This window comes from Mesorhizobium sp. LSHC412B00, from assembly GCF_000503035.1.
GTDB lineage: Bacteria > Pseudomonadota > Alphaproteobacteria > Rhizobiales > Rhizobiaceae > Mesorhizobium.
On record NZ_AYWB01000001.1, the window covers coordinates 253704 to 268608 of the forward strand.

Here is a 14905-nt window from a genome sequence, read left to right on the forward strand (position 1 = left end):
CTCTGCCGTCAAAGCGAATAGCGCCCTCAGACCGCGGCTTCGATCGGTTCGGCAAGCTTCGGATTGGAGCGCGAGGCGATCAGGCAACTGGCCACGATCAGGGCCGCTCCAGCCAGCGTGGTCCAGGTCGCCGCCTCGTCGAAGAACAGCCAGCCAAACACGATCGCCCAGATGAAGGCAGAATACTCCGTCGGGATTAGATATTGCGCTTCGGCCCGCGCGTAGGACCAGCTCATCAGGAACTGGCCGGAGAGCGACAGCGCCGTCACTCCGGCCAGTGGAAGCCAGAGATTGCCCGGCAGGGCAACCGCGAGCCAGGGAGCGGCGGGGAGAAGGACGGCGACAACGCACAGGTTCTGGAACAGCATGATCTCGACTGGTTTGGCCACCAGCGCCTGCCGCCGCGAGAGGATCAGATTGTAGGCGTAGAACACCGTCGATGCGAGCACCGCCACCGTGCCAAGCAGGGCATCCCCGGTATAGTTCCCTTGCCCGAACTGTCCGGCCATGATGATGACGACGCCGGCGATGCCCGCCAGCGACGCCCAGATCGCCTGGCGCTGTATGCGTTCGCCCAAAAGCAGCGCCGCCAGCAGGAGAGCGAACAGCGGCGCGACGAAACTAAGCCCGATCCCATCCGCTAGCGGCAATCTGGCAAGGCCCCAGAAGAACGACAGCAGAACGATGCCCACGACCACGGCGCGCAGCGCGTGTAGCCGCAGCACGGAAGGCGTGGGAAGGGAACGCGGCCCCGCCGCCCAGGCCGTGCCCGCGACCACGCTCGCAAGCATGCTTCGCCACAGCACCGTGTTGTAGACACCGACGGCGATGACCAGGATTTTCATCGCCGCATCCATGGCGGACAGAAGGAAGATCGCAAGTGCACAGACCAGCACCGGGGTCATGGGGGAAACGACGCCTGACAGGCTGGGTGACTTCACGGGGCATGCTCATGTGATGGATCGCAGCCGGATATATCAGGGGAGGACGGCCAGGCCAGATGGCAGGGCCGTGCATATGGCGGTCCAACCGATCTTCGCAGCCCCTCGATTTGAATTCGGTGCGTCGGCAGCGCCTTTCGCTATCGGCCCCAGCCTGCCCTCACCCATGATTGATCCGCTGGAAGAATGGCAAAAGCAGCCAAAGCCTCTATATCGATTGTCATGGATGCATCGAACGAACACGCGCTAAACGACGAGCTTCTCCAAGATATCCAGCGCCTGTCCTTCGAGTATTTTCTCAACGAGGCCAACCCTGCCAACGGCCTGGTCGCCGACCGCAACACGCAGGCGTCGCCTGCCAGCATAGCCGCCGTCGGGCTCGCTTTGTCGTCCTATCCCGTCGGTGTCGAGCGCGGTTTCATGACGCGCGATGCCGCAATCGAGCGGACGCTCGCCACGCTTCGCTTCTTCTGGAACGCCCCGCACGGGCCGGAGCCCGATGCCACCGGCTACAGGGGTTTCTACTATCATTTCCTCGACATGAAGACCGGCCGCCGCGTCTGGAATTGCGAACTGTCCACGATCGATACCGCCCTTTTGCTTGCCGGTGTTCTGGCCGCCGGCGCTTATTTCGACGAGGACGATGAGCTCGAACTGGAAATCCGCCAGCTTGCCGATGCGCTCTACCGCCGTGCCGACTGGCGCTGGGCGCAGAACGGCGGCGCCACCGTCACCCATGGCTGGCGGCCTGGAAAAGGCTTTCTCCGCTACCGCTGGGAAGGATTTGACGAGGCGCTGATCCTGTACGTCCTGGGTCTCGGTTCGCCGACCCACTCGCTAACTCCCGAGAGCTACGCGGCCTGGCTGTCCACTTACAAATGGAAGACCATCTACGGCCGCGAGATGGTCTATGCCGGCCCGCTTTTCATCCACCAGTTCTCGCATATCTGGATCGATTTTCGCGACATCCGCGATGCCTTCATGCGCGATCACGACCGGGACTATTTCGAAAACAGCCGCCAGGCGACGTATCTGCAGCGCGATTACGCAATCCGCAATCCGAGGGGGTTCGCGGGCTATGGCGAGAATTGCTGGGGCGTCACCGCCAGCGACGGCCCAGGTCCGATCGCGCGGCGAGCCGATGGACGCCGCTTCTTCGGTTATCTCGCCCGCGGCGCACCGTTTGGCCCCGATGACGGCACGCTGTCGCCATGGGCGGCAATCGCCTCCTTGCCTTTTGCGCCGGAAATCGTGCTGCCGGCGCTGCGCCATTTCCACGAGATGGACCTGCGCGACGGCAACCCTTACGGCTTCACCGCGAGCTTCAACCCGACGATCGCTGCCGACGACGGCCGCGCCTGCGGTTGGGTATCGCCGGACCATGTCGGCATCAACCAGGGGCCGATCGCCCTGATGATCGAGAACTACCGGTCCGACTTCCTGTGGCGATTGATGCGCCGCGTGCCGGCCATCACCACAGGACTGCGCCGGGCCGGGTTTTCCGGCGGTTGGCTGTGACAGGCGGCGATCCTTCGCGCGGGATCGTCAAGGCATCAGCGCGACCTTGCCGGTCCGACTCCACCATCCGGCCAAGGGAGCCGAGAGCGCCTCTTCACGTGAATGAAAAAGGGCGGCGCAAACGCCGCCCTTTGGAAAAATCATCGATCCTTGGGAGGATAAGGCTCAGGCCGCCTGGGCTTCGCCGGCAATCGCGTCGGCCTGACGCGCTGCCTTGAGCACGCGGGCCCACCAGGCAACGTCGTTGACCAGCGCCGTGGCAGCCTGGTTCAGATGCTCGATCTCCTCGAGCTTCTTCTCGCCCTGGCGCACCGCCAGGAAATCGCTCCAGGCAATGTGAACGGCGGATTTGACCGGCGCCATCTGCAATTCGACCGCGGCAAGACGCAAATGTTCGACAGCGCGCGAGCCGCCGACGCTGCCATAGCCGACGAAACCGGCCGGCTTCTTGTTCCATTCATTGGCGGCGTAATCGATGGCGTTCTTCAGCACGGCCGTCGGGCCATGATTGTATTCGGCGGCGGTGAAGATGAAGCCGTCGAATTCGGCGACCTTCTTCTGCCAGCGCTGGGCAACTTCGTTCTGCGACGGCGCCCAGGCGGACGAGGCGACCTCGTCGAAGAAGGGCAGCGGCCAGTCGCGCAGGTCGACGGTCTCGACGTCGATGTCGGCATGGGATTTCGCGATCTTGGCGATCCACTGGGCGGGCACATCGGCGAAACGCGCGGCGCGTGTCGAACCGACGACGATGGCGATTTTGGGCTTGGACATGGGGCTCTCCATATATGCAAAAGCTGGTATCGTTTGGATACCGGCGCTATATGAGATACTGACAAATGGCAGCGCAAGGAGGCACCGTTATGTTACTGAGGCACCCGCACAACACCGAAGACTGCCGCGCCGTCTCGGAAATCCTGCAGCGCGTCGGCGACAAATGGACCGTTCTGGTCGTCGGCAAGCTGGGCGGCGGACCGCTGCGTTTCAATGAGTTGCGCGCCGCTGTCGGCGGCATTTCGCAGAAGATGCTGACCACCACCTTGCGCGGTCTTGAGCGCGACGGCTTCGTCACCCGAACCGTGTTCCCGACCATCCCGCCACGCGTCGACTATGAGCTGACGGAGCTCGGCCATGAGCTGCTGGTGCCGGTCGGCGCGCTCGGCGAATGGGCGCGGAAGAACACCTCGCGGGTCCAGGCGGCGCGTGAAAGATTCGATGGCGTGCACGCCTGAAAACCGTTGCCCAGCAATAGTTTACGGATTTTGCCGTCGACGACGCGTACCCGGGTTTAACTGGATCCGCCCTTGCATCGTTGGTCACGCCATCGCGACATAGCTGCAGCGTTTCGTTCGCCGGCGCATCATCATTTTGAGGCTGACGAGGTCTTCCGCTGACGGGCCCTCAGGCCTTTGACGCAGGGTTGCTGCAACACACTGCGCCGCACGTCTCTACCCTTGCAGACCGCTGGGCAGTCCGCTCGTTGCCAACGGTCCGGTCGTGCGTGCAGGCAACGCCTGGAAGCTCTTTCCTGATCTCGGTATAAGCGGTCGTGCCAAGCAGGCAGATCACCGCGACGAGGGCCGCCACGAGCCAGCCGTTCAGCATGTGTTGACGCATTGTCTTCCCTCCGCCGCCCGCAGAATCGGATGTGAAGGCAACCATTGGATGTCGCGCAGCGCATCGCCCGCGCGGGGGATGTTACATAAGCGCAAGCTTGGCAGAATCGACGATGTCAACTTTCGGTTGGAATCGGCTTCGGCTTGCCGTCGCTATCCAGCGCCACCATGACGAAATCGGCGTGGGTGACCTTCTCCATCAGGTCGGAGAGGTAGCGTTGCGCCCAGGCCTCGACCTTGAGCGCCATGGAGGTGCGGCCGACGCGCTCGACATGGGTGTAGATGCACAGCGTGTCGCCGATCTTCATCGCCTTGGCGAAGGACATTTCCTTGACAGCCGCCGTCACCACGCGACCCTTGGCCCGCTCGGCCGCACGGATGCCGCAGGCAAGATCCATCTGCGCCATCACCCAACCGCCAAAGATGTCGCCGGCCGCATTTGCATCGGCCGGCATGGCGAGCGTACGCAAGGTCAGATCGCCGATCGGCCGTCCGTCCGCGTAATGCACCATCTGCCGGATCCCCTGAAACGATTGCCCTCGATCCCCTAGCGTCATGGACCCAAGAGGTCAACGCGACGGGCGAGGGTCCCGGCGCAATGTCGGTTCCATGGCAGCTTTTCCGGCCAGGCGTCTCACGGTCGCATTTTTCACAACGCATGCCGGAAGGCACCGCGACTTCGGAAGCCTGCCGCGGATAGGCTGCAGCCAGTTTTGCGGAGCCGCCAACACCAATCATGCAGACCTATGACTTCATCATCGTCGGCTCCGGCTCAGCCGGCTCGGTTCTCGCCGACAGGCTGTCGGCTTCCGGCCGTTACTCCGTGCTGGTGCTGGAAGCCGGCGGCAGCGACCGCCGCTTCTATGTCCAGATGCCGCTTGGCTACGGCAAGACTTTCTTCGACCCCGCGGTCAACTGGAACTACAAGCCCGAGCCGGACCCCGGCCTTGCCGGCAATGTCGACCATTGGCCGCGCGGCAAGCTGCTTGGCGGCTCAAGCTCGATCAACGCCATGGTCTGGATCCGAGGCGCGCGCGAGGATTTTGATGACTGGCGCGATGCCGGCAATCCCGGTTGGGGTTATGACGATCTGTTGCCGGGCTTCAAGGCGCTTGAGGACAATGAGGCCGGCGCCGATAGATGGCGCGGCACCGGCGGGCCGCTGCATATCACCGACACGACGAACGCCGTCCATCCGCTGACCAGGCGCTACCTCGCCGCCGGCCAGCAAGCCGGGCTGCCGCTCAACCCCGACTTCAACGGTGCCGCCCAGGAAGGCGTCGGCACCTACCAGATCTCCACCAAAAACGGCCGCCGCATGTCGGCCGTGCGCGCCTTCCTGCGCCCCGCGATGAAGCGCAAAAACGTCCGCGTCGAGACGAATGCGCTGGCGAGCAGGATCCTGTTCGAGGGCAAGCGAGCCGTCGGCATCGAATATCTGCAGAACGGCGAGACCAAGACGGCGCGGGCCGGCCGCGAAGTCATCCTGTCCGCCGGCTCGATCAACTCGCCGCAGCTCTTGCAACTGTCCGGCGTCGGCCCCTCGTCACTGCTCAAGGGGCTTGGCATCCCGGTCGTCCACGCCAACGAAAATGTCGGCGCGCATCTGCAGGACCATGTCGGCATCAACTATACCTTCAAGGGAAACGTGCCGACGCTCAACCAAATCCTGCGGCCCTGGTGGGGCAAGCTGCTGGTCGGCATGCAGTACATCCTCACCCGCTCCGGCCCGCTGTCGCTGTCGATGAACCATGGCGGCGGCTTCTTCCGAACCGACCCGGCGTTTTCGCGCCCCAACATGCAGCTTTATTTCCAGGCTTTCTCGACCGTCATTCCGAAGAGCGGCGAGCGGCCGATCCTGACGCCGGATCCGTGGCCGGGCTTTTCCATCGGCCTCTCCAACTGCCGCCCGTCCAGCCGCGGCGAGATCATGATCCGCTCCAGCAATCCGCTGGACTATCCCAGGATCGTAGCCAACGCCTATTCCACCAACGCCGATGTCGACGAGATGCTGGCGGCGGTGAAATTCGTGCGCAAGATAGCCTCGATGCCCGCCATGGCCGAGATCATCACTGAGGAGGTTTTGCCGGGCCCATCGATCCAATCGGATGCCGACCTGATCCAGGATTTCAGGAAGCGCTCAGGCACCGTCTATCACCCGGTCTCGACCTGCCGCATGGGGCCGGACGCCGGGGCCGCCGTCGTCGACCCGCGCCTGAAAGTGCACGGGCTCGAAGGTCTGCGTGTCATCGACGCCTCGATCTTTCCCGCCAACATCACCGGCAACACCAACGCCGCCTCGGTCATGACCGGATGGAAGGGCGCCGAACTGGTTCTGGAGGACCAAAAATGAAGATCACCGACGTCAAGACCTGGGTAGTCGGCAACCCGCCGCCCGGCATCGGCGGCAAGTATTTCATCTTCGTCAAGCTGACCACCGATGGCGGCGTGGTCGGTTACGGCGAGGCCTACAACGCCACCTTCTCGGCTCACATAACGGCCAAGCTGGTCGAGGACATGGCCGAGCGTTACCTGATCGGCCACGATCCGCATGACATCGAGACCTTCTTCCGCCGCGCCTATTCCTCAGGATTTACCCAGCGCCCCGACGTTACCGGCATGGGCTGTTTCTCGGCGCTGGAAATGGCCTGCTGGGACATTGTCGGCAAGGAAGCCAACAAGCCGGTCTACAAATTGCTCGGCGGCCAGGTGCATGAGACGCTGCGCTCCTACACCTATCTCTATCCGCACACCGGCAGCGTCCATTCGGAAGACGCGCCGGACGGCAGGAACGTCTACAATGACCCCGAATTGGCGGCCGCCTGCGCGCTCGAATATGTCGAGCAGGGGTTCAACGCCATCAAGCTCGACCCGGCCGGACCTTATACCGCCTTCGACGGCCACCAGCCGCGCCTGATCGACATCGATGTCTCCACCCGCATGGTCAAGGCGATCCGCGAAGCGGTCGGCACCCGCGCCGATATTCTGTTCGGCACGCATGGCCAGTTCACCGCGTCGGGTGCGCTGCGCATGGCACGAGCCATCGAGCCCTACGATCCCTTGTGGTTCGAAGAGCCGGTCCCGCCGGACATGCCCGAAGTGATGGCGCATGTCGCCCGCGGCACCTCGATCCCGATCGCCACCGGCGAGCGGTTGACCACGAAGTTCGAATTCGCTCGCGTGATCGAGAACCGCGCCGCCACCATCCTGCAACCGGACCTTGGCCGCTCAGGCGGCATTCTCGAAACCAAGAAGATCGCCGCCATGGCCGAGGCCTACCACATCCAGATCGCGCCGCACTGCTATTGTGGGCCGATCGTTGGCGCCGCCAACATCCAGCTGGCGGTGACGCTGCCCAATTTCCTCATCCTGGAATCGCTGAAGCAGTGGGACGGCTTCCACGCGACACTGCTCAAGAAGAAGATCGAATGGCAGGACGGCAATGTCATTCCATCGAAGGAGCCGGGCCTCGGCGTCGAGCTGGACGAAGCGGTCTGCGACGCGCATCCCTACACCGGCAAGGACCTGCATTTGCAGATGATGCAAACGCCGCTGATGCCGTGAGCGAACGCTACGCCTTCATCGGCCTTGGCCATCTCGGCGGCAACCTTGCCGCCAGCCTGTTGCGCAACGGTTTTGTCGTCATCGTCTTCGACCGCGACCCCGCCGCCGTCGAGCGCCTCGTGGCGCTCGGCGCCACGGCCGCGACCAGCCCGGCCGAAGCGGCGGCACAGGCCGGCAATGCCATTACTTGCCTGCCCTCGCCCAAGGTCAGCGAAGCGGTGCTGGCGAATGCCGGCGGCCTGCTCGAGGGTCTGCCCAGGGGCGGCTCCTGGATCGAGATGTCGACCAACGGCCGCGACGAGATCCTGCGCCTAGCCGCCCTCGCCGCGGCCAAAGGCATCGAGACGCTGGAGTGCCCGGTCACCGGCGGCGTGCATCTGGCCGCGGTCGGAAAGATCACCGCGCTTGTCGGCGGCGATGCTGCGCTTTACGAGCGCCATCGTCCGGCCATCGAAGCGATGTGCGCAAAGTCGTTCCTGATGGGTCCGGTCGGCTCGGCGGCGGTGATCAAGGTGATCACCAACATGCTGGCCTTCATCCATCTCGTCGCCGCCGGCGAGGCGCTGATGTTGGCCAAGCAAGGCGGCCTCGACCTCGCGCAATCCTACCACGCCATCGTCGCCTCCTCCGGCAACAGCTTCGTCCATGAGACCGAAAGCCAGCTCATCCTCAACGGCTCCTACGACATTGGCTTCACCATGGACCTGGCACTGAAGGACCTCGGCTTTGCGCTTGCGATGGGCAGGGAGTTCAGACTGCCACTCCAACTGGCGCCGCTTGTGAGTGAGATTTTCCTGATGGGCAAACAGGAATATGGCGGCGGCGCCTGGTCGACCCAGATCGTCAAACTGCTCGAGGATGCCGTCGACATGGATCTGCGCGCGCCCGGTTTCCCAGCCAAGCTGGAAAGCTAAGCCGGGTAAATATGTCCTGCGATTTCATGCCCTTGGCCGGTTCGCCGGAATCGCCGCTCAAACCACCTGAATCAATCCCTCAACGCCTTGATTCAATATCTCAGCGTCAGCGCTCCGGGCAGGATCTCAAACGTCGCGGGTATACGCCCCGGCGACTCGCCGTCTATGTCGACCAGCGCGCCGTTCTTCTCGACATCGCCGATCGGTTCGACCACCACTTTCCGGCCGCGCAGGATGGTGATGGCGGGATGGTTACGATGCCGTCCGCCATAGAGCAGGCGGATGTCCCAGATCAGCTTGAGCTTGCCGGCCGCGCGCAGGATGACGATGTCGAACTGGCCGTCGGCGAGTTCGGCGTCCGGGGCGATCATCATGCCGCCGCCGAAGAACTTTCCGTTGGCGACCGCCACCAGCGCCATGCGCGCCTCGACCGGGGTGCCATCGTCGACGGTGATCCGGACATCCTGGAAGCGGTAGCGGATGAACTCGACCACGGTGCGCCAGAAAAACAGCGCCTTGGCCGACATCCTGCCCTTGCGCTTGTCGGCATTGACCGCACGGTCCGTGGCGCCGGACAGGCCGAGGCTGGCGATATTGATGAAGTGCCGGCTGGCCAGCGCGCCATGGTCGTCGATGTAGCAGATGCGCCCGGCATCGACCTTGCGCGCCTTGGCTTCGGCGATCCGCTTCAGCACCGCATCCACCTCTTTCGGCAGCCCGAGCCCGCGCGCGAAATCGATGCCGGTGCCGCAAGGCAGCAAGGCAAGTTCGGTTGTCCGGCCGCTCTCATCGAATGCCTGCAGCAATCCGTCGGCCACCTCGCTGGCGGTGCCGTCGCCGCCGGCCGCGATCACCAGCTCGAAGCCGCTTGCCGCGAGATCGAGCGCCAGCCTTTCGGCGTCGCCCTCGGCCTGCGTCTCGCGCAGCTCGAATTCGCCGAAATGCTTTTTCAGCGATGCGGCGACCTCCGGCCAATGCCGTTTCAGCCGGCCGCCGCCGGCAATCGGATTGAGCACCACCCCGACTTTCAATGCGCACCCTCCCCGCACCGAGCCGATAGGCTCGATGCTTTGCCGGCATTGAAGCCCGCGCCAGCCGGCGGAGCAAGGGGCACAGCCGATCAGGCGCCAAAAAGCGGGCGGGCTGTCTAATGCAACTGGAGTCGAAATTCCGAGCTTTGTGGCAAACGATCCCCGATAATCCCGTTATCCACAGGCTCACGCCCATTCCCCAAAACCCTTACCCGGCGTAAGTTTAACCGATCTCAGGCGGCTACCGATCGCCACGCCGAAAGGCAAAGCGAAAAGGCGGATTTCCTGAGGCCCGTACGGCCCGAAGCGAGAGCAGGCTTGCTTGTTCGAGGGACGGATGCCGAGACCTACGGGGCCGCGGAAAGCGTGCGAACGCCAACGGCGGACCGATGCTGCCATAAAGGACGGCGAAAACCTTCGATGGCGCGCTGGGCGAAGCTCGCAAGGGTGGAGCACGGCGTGGTCTGGAACGGGCACTGCCCTCGGGCGGTGACTGGCAGGACCGTCAAAATCAAGGCCGGCATGGCGCGACGACTTTACGGAAGTTGCTGCCGCGACCGTGTCCTGATCTGACAGGGAGGCGCTGGGAGAAATCCCGGCGCCGACTGTCTTTTGGGCTAAGGGTCCAGTCGGCGAAGCGACGCGTGAAGAAGCCGATACTTTGCTGGAGCGCGATTTCGGCGCTGACGGCACCATCTTCATCACCAGGCGCGATCAGCAATTCACCGACATGATCCCGCGCCTGATCGACAGAGGCGTGTCCTTCGTCGAGATCGGTGGCAATGACGCGATCATGCTCACCGTGCTTTCGGCGGCAGACTTCGCTCCGCCCGAAGGCGCCCGGGCGCTGTTCAGCCAACCGTTTCCGATCGATCCGGCCACCCGTCGCACCGGGCTGATCGTCGCCGTGCGCAAGCTGCACATCGTGCTGCCGGCGCTGTTCGAAGCAGGCGCGAGGCTTGAGCGCGTCTACAACTGAAGCCGCGCCCTGCACGCGGCCTGCCCGGCGGGCCGAGCTACTTCTTCGGGCCGATGCCCGGGACCAAATTGAGGCCAGCGTTTATATATTCCGGCCGTATGGCGCCGCTGATGAGCGTGAAGGTGGCGAGCATGATGCTGGCCAGCGCACCGTCATGCCATGGCCTGAGGGCCAGCGCGTTGACGGCATAGGCCCAGAATGGGAAGGCGAGCATCGACATGACGATGTTGGCTCCCGGAGCCTCCGCATTGTCGGCTGAATCGCTGACCGATTTCAGATACACCGGCGTCATCGCCAGCGCGACGATCAACATGATCCATGAAATGGTCCAGACGCTGATACCGGCCATTTCAATCTTATAGATGGCTGCCTGCACCTTACCCGGAATGTCCCCCGGATTGCCTTTGGTCTCTTCCGCCACCGCATCGGTCAACGCCTTGGCAACCGGCTGCTCAGTGGCATTGACCAGGATGGAGTTGACGAAGATGAAAAATGCCACGACTTCGGCAGGCACGTACTTCGCAACCCGGTCGAGATAGCCGTCGCCGCCTTTCGATCCTTGATCTTCTTTCTTGTCATCGTCGACGCCGAGCGGAGCATCGCCTGGAACGCCCTCGAGCGTTGAATCCCTTTTCGGCACAGGCTCAGCGGACCGGACAATTCTTCCCATGACAACCCCCTCCTATATTGTCGTATCGCCCCGTGAGTATCGCAGTAGAAAACCGGGCCAAGAAACAGTTGTCGCGGCCATAGCCGACAAGATTTATTCAGGCTTCTTCCTGCAAATGCATCACGCTCCCGCCCTATCTGCTACCGGGTGTCTCGAAATCCACCTATAGTGAGCCGTACCCGAAAAACGCATCCCCCGGCTCATCGCGTGATCGCGGCCAAAATCCCGCCTTGTTCGCGCGCGATGGAAGGACTGGCTGCCGGGGGGCAATCCGAAGGACAAGACCGTGATCAAGACCGCCCTTGTCGCCATGACCATTGTCGGCTGCGACTGCGACGCCAAGCTTTGCGAATATATCGGCGAGACGCCGGCGAAGTGGGCGACCATCGCCGACTGCGAAGCGGCGATGAAAAGCCAGATGCTGCACCAGAAGAACTTCGACTATCCGCTGGTCTCTGGCATCTGCCGCAGCAAGGGGTCGGCGTCTTCTTCGCAACTGGCGGCGGCCGCATCCCGCCCGGAACTGAAGCCCGCCAGCCGGAATGTCCAAACCCCGTTGCCGCCGGAACTGAGCCATCGGCCGAGCGTTCCCGTCGGCTCCCCGACGACGGCCATGGAGGCAGCAGCGGTACGGCCCGTCGCCTACGAGCAAGTGGTCGATGGCGGAACAGGCGTGCTCTACCGCACCAGGAACGGCTACGCCGTTGTCAAGACAGATCTCGGCCGCGTCGCGTCGGCAACGGTCGGCATTGCCAAGCGGTCCGCGAACTGGCTGGCAGGGCTGGTGCCGAGCGGGTTGTGAGCGGCCTGCCGTTCGGACCATACCACGCTGTCGCACTGCCGTTGAAAACTCCAGATAGATGCATGATGGTGTCAGCATCGACACGCAGGAGCGCCATTTCATGAAGCATGCAGTTCGAACCGTGTTGTCCCTGGTGCTGGCCTTGGCGCCGATTCCGGCCGGTGCGCAGGATTCCGGCCAGGGCGGCGACAAGGTTGTAGGCGTCGCCAGGGACGATCCGGACATGGCGGCGGCCATTGCGCAGGCGCGCGCCAGCCTCGATGAATTCCTGTCCTTGTCGGATGCGCCGCCAGCCGGGACAACCAGCTACAAATTGAAAGTCGAGGTCAGGGACGGAGACGCCTCGGAGCATTTCTGGATCATCCCCTTCCACAAGACCGCGACCGGCTTTGCAGGAACATTGGCCAATGAGCCGCAAGCGGTGCACAATGTCGTGGCCGGCCAGGAACTCGAATTCAACCGGGACGATATTTCCGACTGGGGCTACACCAAAAACGGTCGCCAGGTCGGCAGCTTCACCGTCTGCGTGATGTTCAAGACGATGGCGCAAGAAGACGTCGAATATTATCGCCAGAACTACGGCTTCGCCTGCTGACGCGCGGCAGCCTGGCTAATGCATGCGCCCAAACAGGACCGCCGTTTTGGGGCAACGATATGCATGAAAACAAGACCTGAAGCGCGTCGCATGAATTCGTTTCGACGCGCGGCGCTTTAGGCCTCGCCATCCGTCGCGCCGATCTTGCGCACCAGCGCCGCCGTCGCCAAGATCGCGCCCATATCGGCGATCATCGGCGCGATGTGCTTGGTGTAATCGAGCGGCACGGAAATGGCGGGCAGTTCGAAGAAATTCTTCGGCTGCGGCAAGAGCAGGAAGCCATCGCTGCCATTAAGTGCCACCCGCGCCGGATCATCGCGCCATGTCTCGTGCAGCCATTTCAGCGCCTGCGCCAACCGGCCGCTCACCAGCGGCTGCGCGGCGGCGACATTGTCGGTGCGAAATTCGTAGTCGCCGTCGAGCAGCGGATCGCCGCTGGACAGTTCCTGCATCTTGCCGGCGAAGATGCCGCGGAAGAAACCGACCACCGCGTTGCTGCGGCGCGTCGCGACCAATATGCCGGGGAACGGCGCAATGGTCTCGAAGGCGACGACGACGCCCTTGAAGACCGTCGACGAGCCTTTGCCCGAAGCTTGGCGCAACTCCGCCTCGTAGAGCTCGAACGGAAAATCCTCGTAGCGGCCTGACACGATGTCGTCGAAGCTCTGCCGGTTGAAGGCGCCGACCACGGCGCGCGGCAGCCGGTCGAAGGAATTCGGCGTCACGCTGTGCTGATAGCGCACATCCCTGATGAAGCCGAAGATGATCGGCAGCAGCGTGTCACGGAACGATTGCTGCAGCCGCGTCGCCGGCCTGATCGCCAGGAAGTACAGCAGCAGCGCCGCGAAGAAACCGCCGACATAGAGGAACACATGCGGCGTCGAGAACCATTGCTCGTTCAAGTCGGCGACCTTGTTGAACAGCCAGGCCACCAGCACGACAAAAACCAGCAGCAGCCCCAGAAACACCGGCACCCGCCAGCGCACCTGGCGGTAGGCCGAAGCCCGTCCAGCCTCATAGATCTCGATATTCTTCCTGATGCCGGCGACCACCGCTTCATCAGGCATGAACTCAGCTGCTTCCATCGCCCCCTCGCAAAGTCCTATTATACCTATGATAACGGGAAAGTTGTCAGTCGCCAAAGATCGCCTTCAGCCTGGCCTGGACCTTGCCCTTCACCCGGCCAGTCAGCGCCTCGACCGGAACCAGCCGCTCATGCCCGCCTGCGCGCAGCCGCATGAAGGGATGCATCCGGTACCCGGCGATCGCACCGCGCATGCCGAGATCTGCGCTGACATCGACGACGAAAATGCCGGCGATGCGGCCGGGCCAGGGCTGCCGCGCCAGCGCCGTGCCGAGGAAGTCGCCAAGCCCGTAAGCCACGAGCGTCTTGCCGACCCATTGCACCGGCTGCACGACATGGGCGTGGTGCCCGGCAATCAGCCCCACGCCGTGACCGGCCAGCAACCTCGCCAGCGTTTGCGTTTGCGGCTGCGGAAAATGCCGGAACTCCCAGTCCCAGTGCGGCACCGCACAGGTGAGATCGATGTTCTTGTCGGCCGCGCCTCTCGGCCATGCCGCCGGATCGCCTTGCATCGAGACAAGCTCGGTGAATGGCCCGGCGTCACCATTGCGCCACAGTGTGAAGGCGGCAAAGCCGATCGTCAGCGGCCCGGCCTTGACCTGCTCGACCGGCCCTTTTTTCGCGGTGCCGATGGTGCGGATGCCAAGCCGCTTCAGCGCCGCAGCCGTCTCGTCGAAACCGGCGACGCCCTGGTCGAGCACATGGTTGTTGGCCAGCGACAGCACGAGCTTTTCACGCGCGATGCCTACGGCGGCAAGCGCCGCGGCAAGAAACCGCTCGCTCATCGCATGGTGAGTGCCAAGCCGCGTGCCAAACGCCACGCTCGGCCGCTCGACGACCGGACTTTCGCAATTGCCGATCACCAGATCGGCTGAGCCCAAGAGCTTTGCGATTTCCGGATCGCACTCCGGCGCACTACGGTTGGCCACCGCCGAAATATCGCCGACAAAGGCCAGCCGCACCTTCCGCCCCGGCGGCGGATCGATGATCGTCGTCGCCGCCCTCGGTGCGAAATCCCTGACATCGCCGCCGAGAGATGGTTTCAGGAAGCGCGGCAGCCATGACAGTTTGTAGGAAAGCGGATAATTCGCCACGCGACGCCCAATCGTTTGCCCAATCGGTTAGCTTGTGTAGACGGTCTGCCCGGGAAGTGTCGACCGTCAGTCCTTGAAACACTGCCGCCGGCAGACACGG

At 63.4% G+C, this 14905-nt stretch carries 15 protein-coding genes; 8 read left to right on the plus strand and 7 right to left on the minus strand.

What is annotated here, in order from left to right:
* Positions 1–26: 26 nt before the first annotated feature.
* Positions 27–905 (minus strand): DMT family transporter, encoded by an 879-nt coding sequence (locus tag X757_RS163310; protein ID WP_050587720.1) that lies wholly within the window; start codon positions 903–905, stop codon positions 27–29.
* 258 nt (positions 906–1163) lie between these two features.
* Between X757_RS163310 and X757_RS163305 the strand changes: the two genes are divergently transcribed.
* On the plus strand, positions 1164–2459 hold the full coding sequence (locus tag X757_RS163305; RefSeq protein WP_023724933.1) for a glucoamylase family protein: 1296 nt from the start codon (positions 1164–1166) through the stop codon (positions 2457–2459).
* Positions 2460–2624: 165 nt separating this feature from the next.
* Here the strand turns inward: X757_RS163305 and X757_RS163300 are convergent, their stop codons facing one another.
* Complete coding sequence (locus tag X757_RS163300; RefSeq protein WP_023671992.1) at positions 2625–3230, minus strand: NADPH-dependent FMN reductase; 606 nt, start codon at positions 3228–3230, stop codon at positions 2625–2627.
* 89 nt (positions 3231–3319) lie between these two features.
* Here X757_RS163300 and X757_RS163295 point away from each other — a divergent pair, with 89 nt between their 5' ends.
* Positions 3320–3688 (plus strand): helix-turn-helix domain-containing protein, encoded by a 369-nt coding sequence (locus X757_RS163295; protein ID WP_023683744.1) that lies wholly within the window; start codon positions 3320–3322, stop codon positions 3686–3688.
* A gap of 500 nt (positions 3689–4188) precedes the next feature.
* On the opposite strand, the gene X757_RS163285 is transcribed toward X757_RS163295, so the two are convergent.
* Positions 4189–4584 (minus strand): acyl-CoA thioesterase, encoded by a 396-nt coding sequence (locus X757_RS163285; protein WP_023724934.1) that lies wholly within the window; start codon positions 4582–4584, stop codon positions 4189–4191.
* 224 nt (positions 4585–4808) lie between these two features.
* On the opposite strand from X757_RS163285, the gene X757_RS163280 reads away from it, so the two are divergent.
* The 3 genes from X757_RS163280 to X757_RS163270 are packed head-to-tail and all read left to right on the plus strand — an operon-like array spanning position 4809 to position 8550.
* Positions 4809–6425, plus strand: coding sequence for a GMC family oxidoreductase (locus X757_RS163280; protein ID WP_023724935.1), 1617 nt, complete (start codon positions 4809–4811; stop codon positions 6423–6425).
* Complete coding sequence (locus tag X757_RS163275) at positions 6422–7636, plus strand: mandelate racemase/muconate lactonizing enzyme family protein (protein ID WP_023724936.1); 1215 nt, start codon at positions 6422–6424, stop codon at positions 7634–7636. The genes X757_RS163280 and X757_RS163275 overlap by 4 nt, the downstream gene beginning before the upstream one ends.
* Positions 7633–8550 carry an NAD(P)-dependent oxidoreductase gene (locus X757_RS163270; RefSeq protein ID WP_023683741.1) on the plus strand — a complete coding sequence of 306 codons (918 nt, stop codon included), beginning with the start codon at positions 7633–7635 and terminating at the stop codon, positions 8548–8550. Before X757_RS163275 ends, X757_RS163270 begins: the two co-directional genes overlap by 4 nt.
* Positions 8551–8642: 92 nt before the next feature.
* On the opposite strand, the gene X757_RS163265 is transcribed toward X757_RS163270, so the two are convergent.
* Positions 8643–9581 carry a diacylglycerol kinase family protein gene (locus X757_RS163265; protein WP_023683740.1) on the minus strand — a complete coding sequence of 313 codons (939 nt, stop codon included), beginning with the start codon at positions 9579–9581 and terminating at the stop codon, positions 8643–8645.
* A 661-nt stretch (positions 9582–10242) separates the two neighbouring features.
* Here X757_RS163265 and X757_RS163260 point away from each other — a divergent pair.
* The gene (locus X757_RS163260; RefSeq protein ID WP_023724937.1) at positions 10243–10560 is read left to right on the plus strand and encodes a hypothetical protein; all 318 of its coding nucleotides are present in this window, start codon (positions 10243–10245) and stop codon (positions 10558–10560) included.
* Between the two features lie 37 nt (positions 10561–10597).
* On the opposite strand, the gene X757_RS163255 is transcribed toward X757_RS163260, so the two are convergent.
* Positions 10598–11230, minus strand: a complete 633-nt coding sequence (locus X757_RS163255; protein WP_156933370.1) for a hypothetical protein — start codon at positions 11228–11230, stop codon at positions 10598–10600.
* A gap of 286 nt (positions 11231–11516) precedes the next feature.
* On the opposite strand from X757_RS163255, the gene X757_RS163250 reads away from it, so the two are divergent.
* Both X757_RS163250 and X757_RS163245 read left to right on the plus strand, forming a co-directional pair.
* On the plus strand, positions 11517–12032 hold the full coding sequence (locus tag X757_RS163250; RefSeq protein WP_023672002.1) for a hypothetical protein: 516 nt from the start codon (positions 11517–11519) through the stop codon (positions 12030–12032).
* Between the two features lie 100 nt (positions 12033–12132).
* Positions 12133–12627, plus strand: coding sequence for a YegJ family protein (locus X757_RS163245; RefSeq protein ID WP_023724939.1), 495 nt, complete (start codon positions 12133–12135; stop codon positions 12625–12627).
* Between the two features lie 116 nt (positions 12628–12743).
* On the opposite strand, the gene X757_RS163240 is transcribed toward X757_RS163245, so the two are convergent.
* Together X757_RS163240 and X757_RS163235 are read right to left on the minus strand one after the other, a co-directional pair.
* Complete coding sequence (locus X757_RS163240; RefSeq protein ID WP_023724940.1) at positions 12744–13712, minus strand: DUF3137 domain-containing protein; 969 nt, start codon at positions 13710–13712, stop codon at positions 12744–12746.
* A gap of 46 nt (positions 13713–13758) precedes the next feature.
* A complete protein-coding gene (locus X757_RS163235; RefSeq protein ID WP_023724941.1) occupies positions 13759–14805 on the minus strand; it encodes a CapA family protein in 1047 nt (348 codons plus the stop codon).
* Positions 14806–14905 lie beyond the last annotated feature (100 nt).

What these genes read in the sequence shown, in the direction of transcription:
- X757_RS163240 (WP_023724940.1), bottom strand. Translation starts at nt 13,712, where the DNA reads ATGGAAGCAGCTGAGTTCATGCCTGATGAAGCGGTGGTCGCCGGCATC.
- X757_RS163280 (WP_023724935.1), top strand. Translation starts at nt 4,809, where the DNA reads ATGCAGACCTATGACTTCATCATCGTCGGCTCCGGCTCAGCCGGCTCG.
- X757_RS163255 (WP_156933370.1), bottom strand. Translation starts at nt 11,230, where the DNA reads ATGGGAAGAATTGTCCGGTCCGCTGAGCCTGTGCCGAAAAGGGATTCA.
- X757_RS163310 (WP_050587720.1), bottom strand. Translation starts at nt 905, where the DNA reads ATGACCCCGGTGCTGGTCTGTGCACTTGCGATCTTCCTTCTGTCCGCC.
- X757_RS163245 (WP_023724939.1), top strand. Translation starts at nt 12,133, where the DNA reads ATGAAGCATGCAGTTCGAACCGTGTTGTCCCTGGTGCTGGCCTTGGCG.
- X757_RS163275 (WP_023724936.1), top strand. Translation starts at nt 6,422, where the DNA reads ATGAAGATCACCGACGTCAAGACCTGGGTAGTCGGCAACCCGCCGCCC.
- X757_RS163295 (WP_023683744.1), top strand. Translation starts at nt 3,320, where the DNA reads ATGTTACTGAGGCACCCGCACAACACCGAAGACTGCCGCGCCGTCTCG.
- X757_RS163305 (WP_023724933.1), top strand. Translation starts at nt 1,164, where the DNA reads ATGGATGCATCGAACGAACACGCGCTAAACGACGAGCTTCTCCAAGAT.
- X757_RS163300 (WP_023671992.1), bottom strand. Translation starts at nt 3,230, where the DNA reads ATGTCCAAGCCCAAAATCGCCATCGTCGTCGGTTCGACACGCGCCGCG.
- X757_RS163285 (WP_023724934.1), bottom strand. Translation starts at nt 4,584, where the DNA reads ATGGTGCATTACGCGGACGGACGGCCGATCGGCGATCTGACCTTGCGT.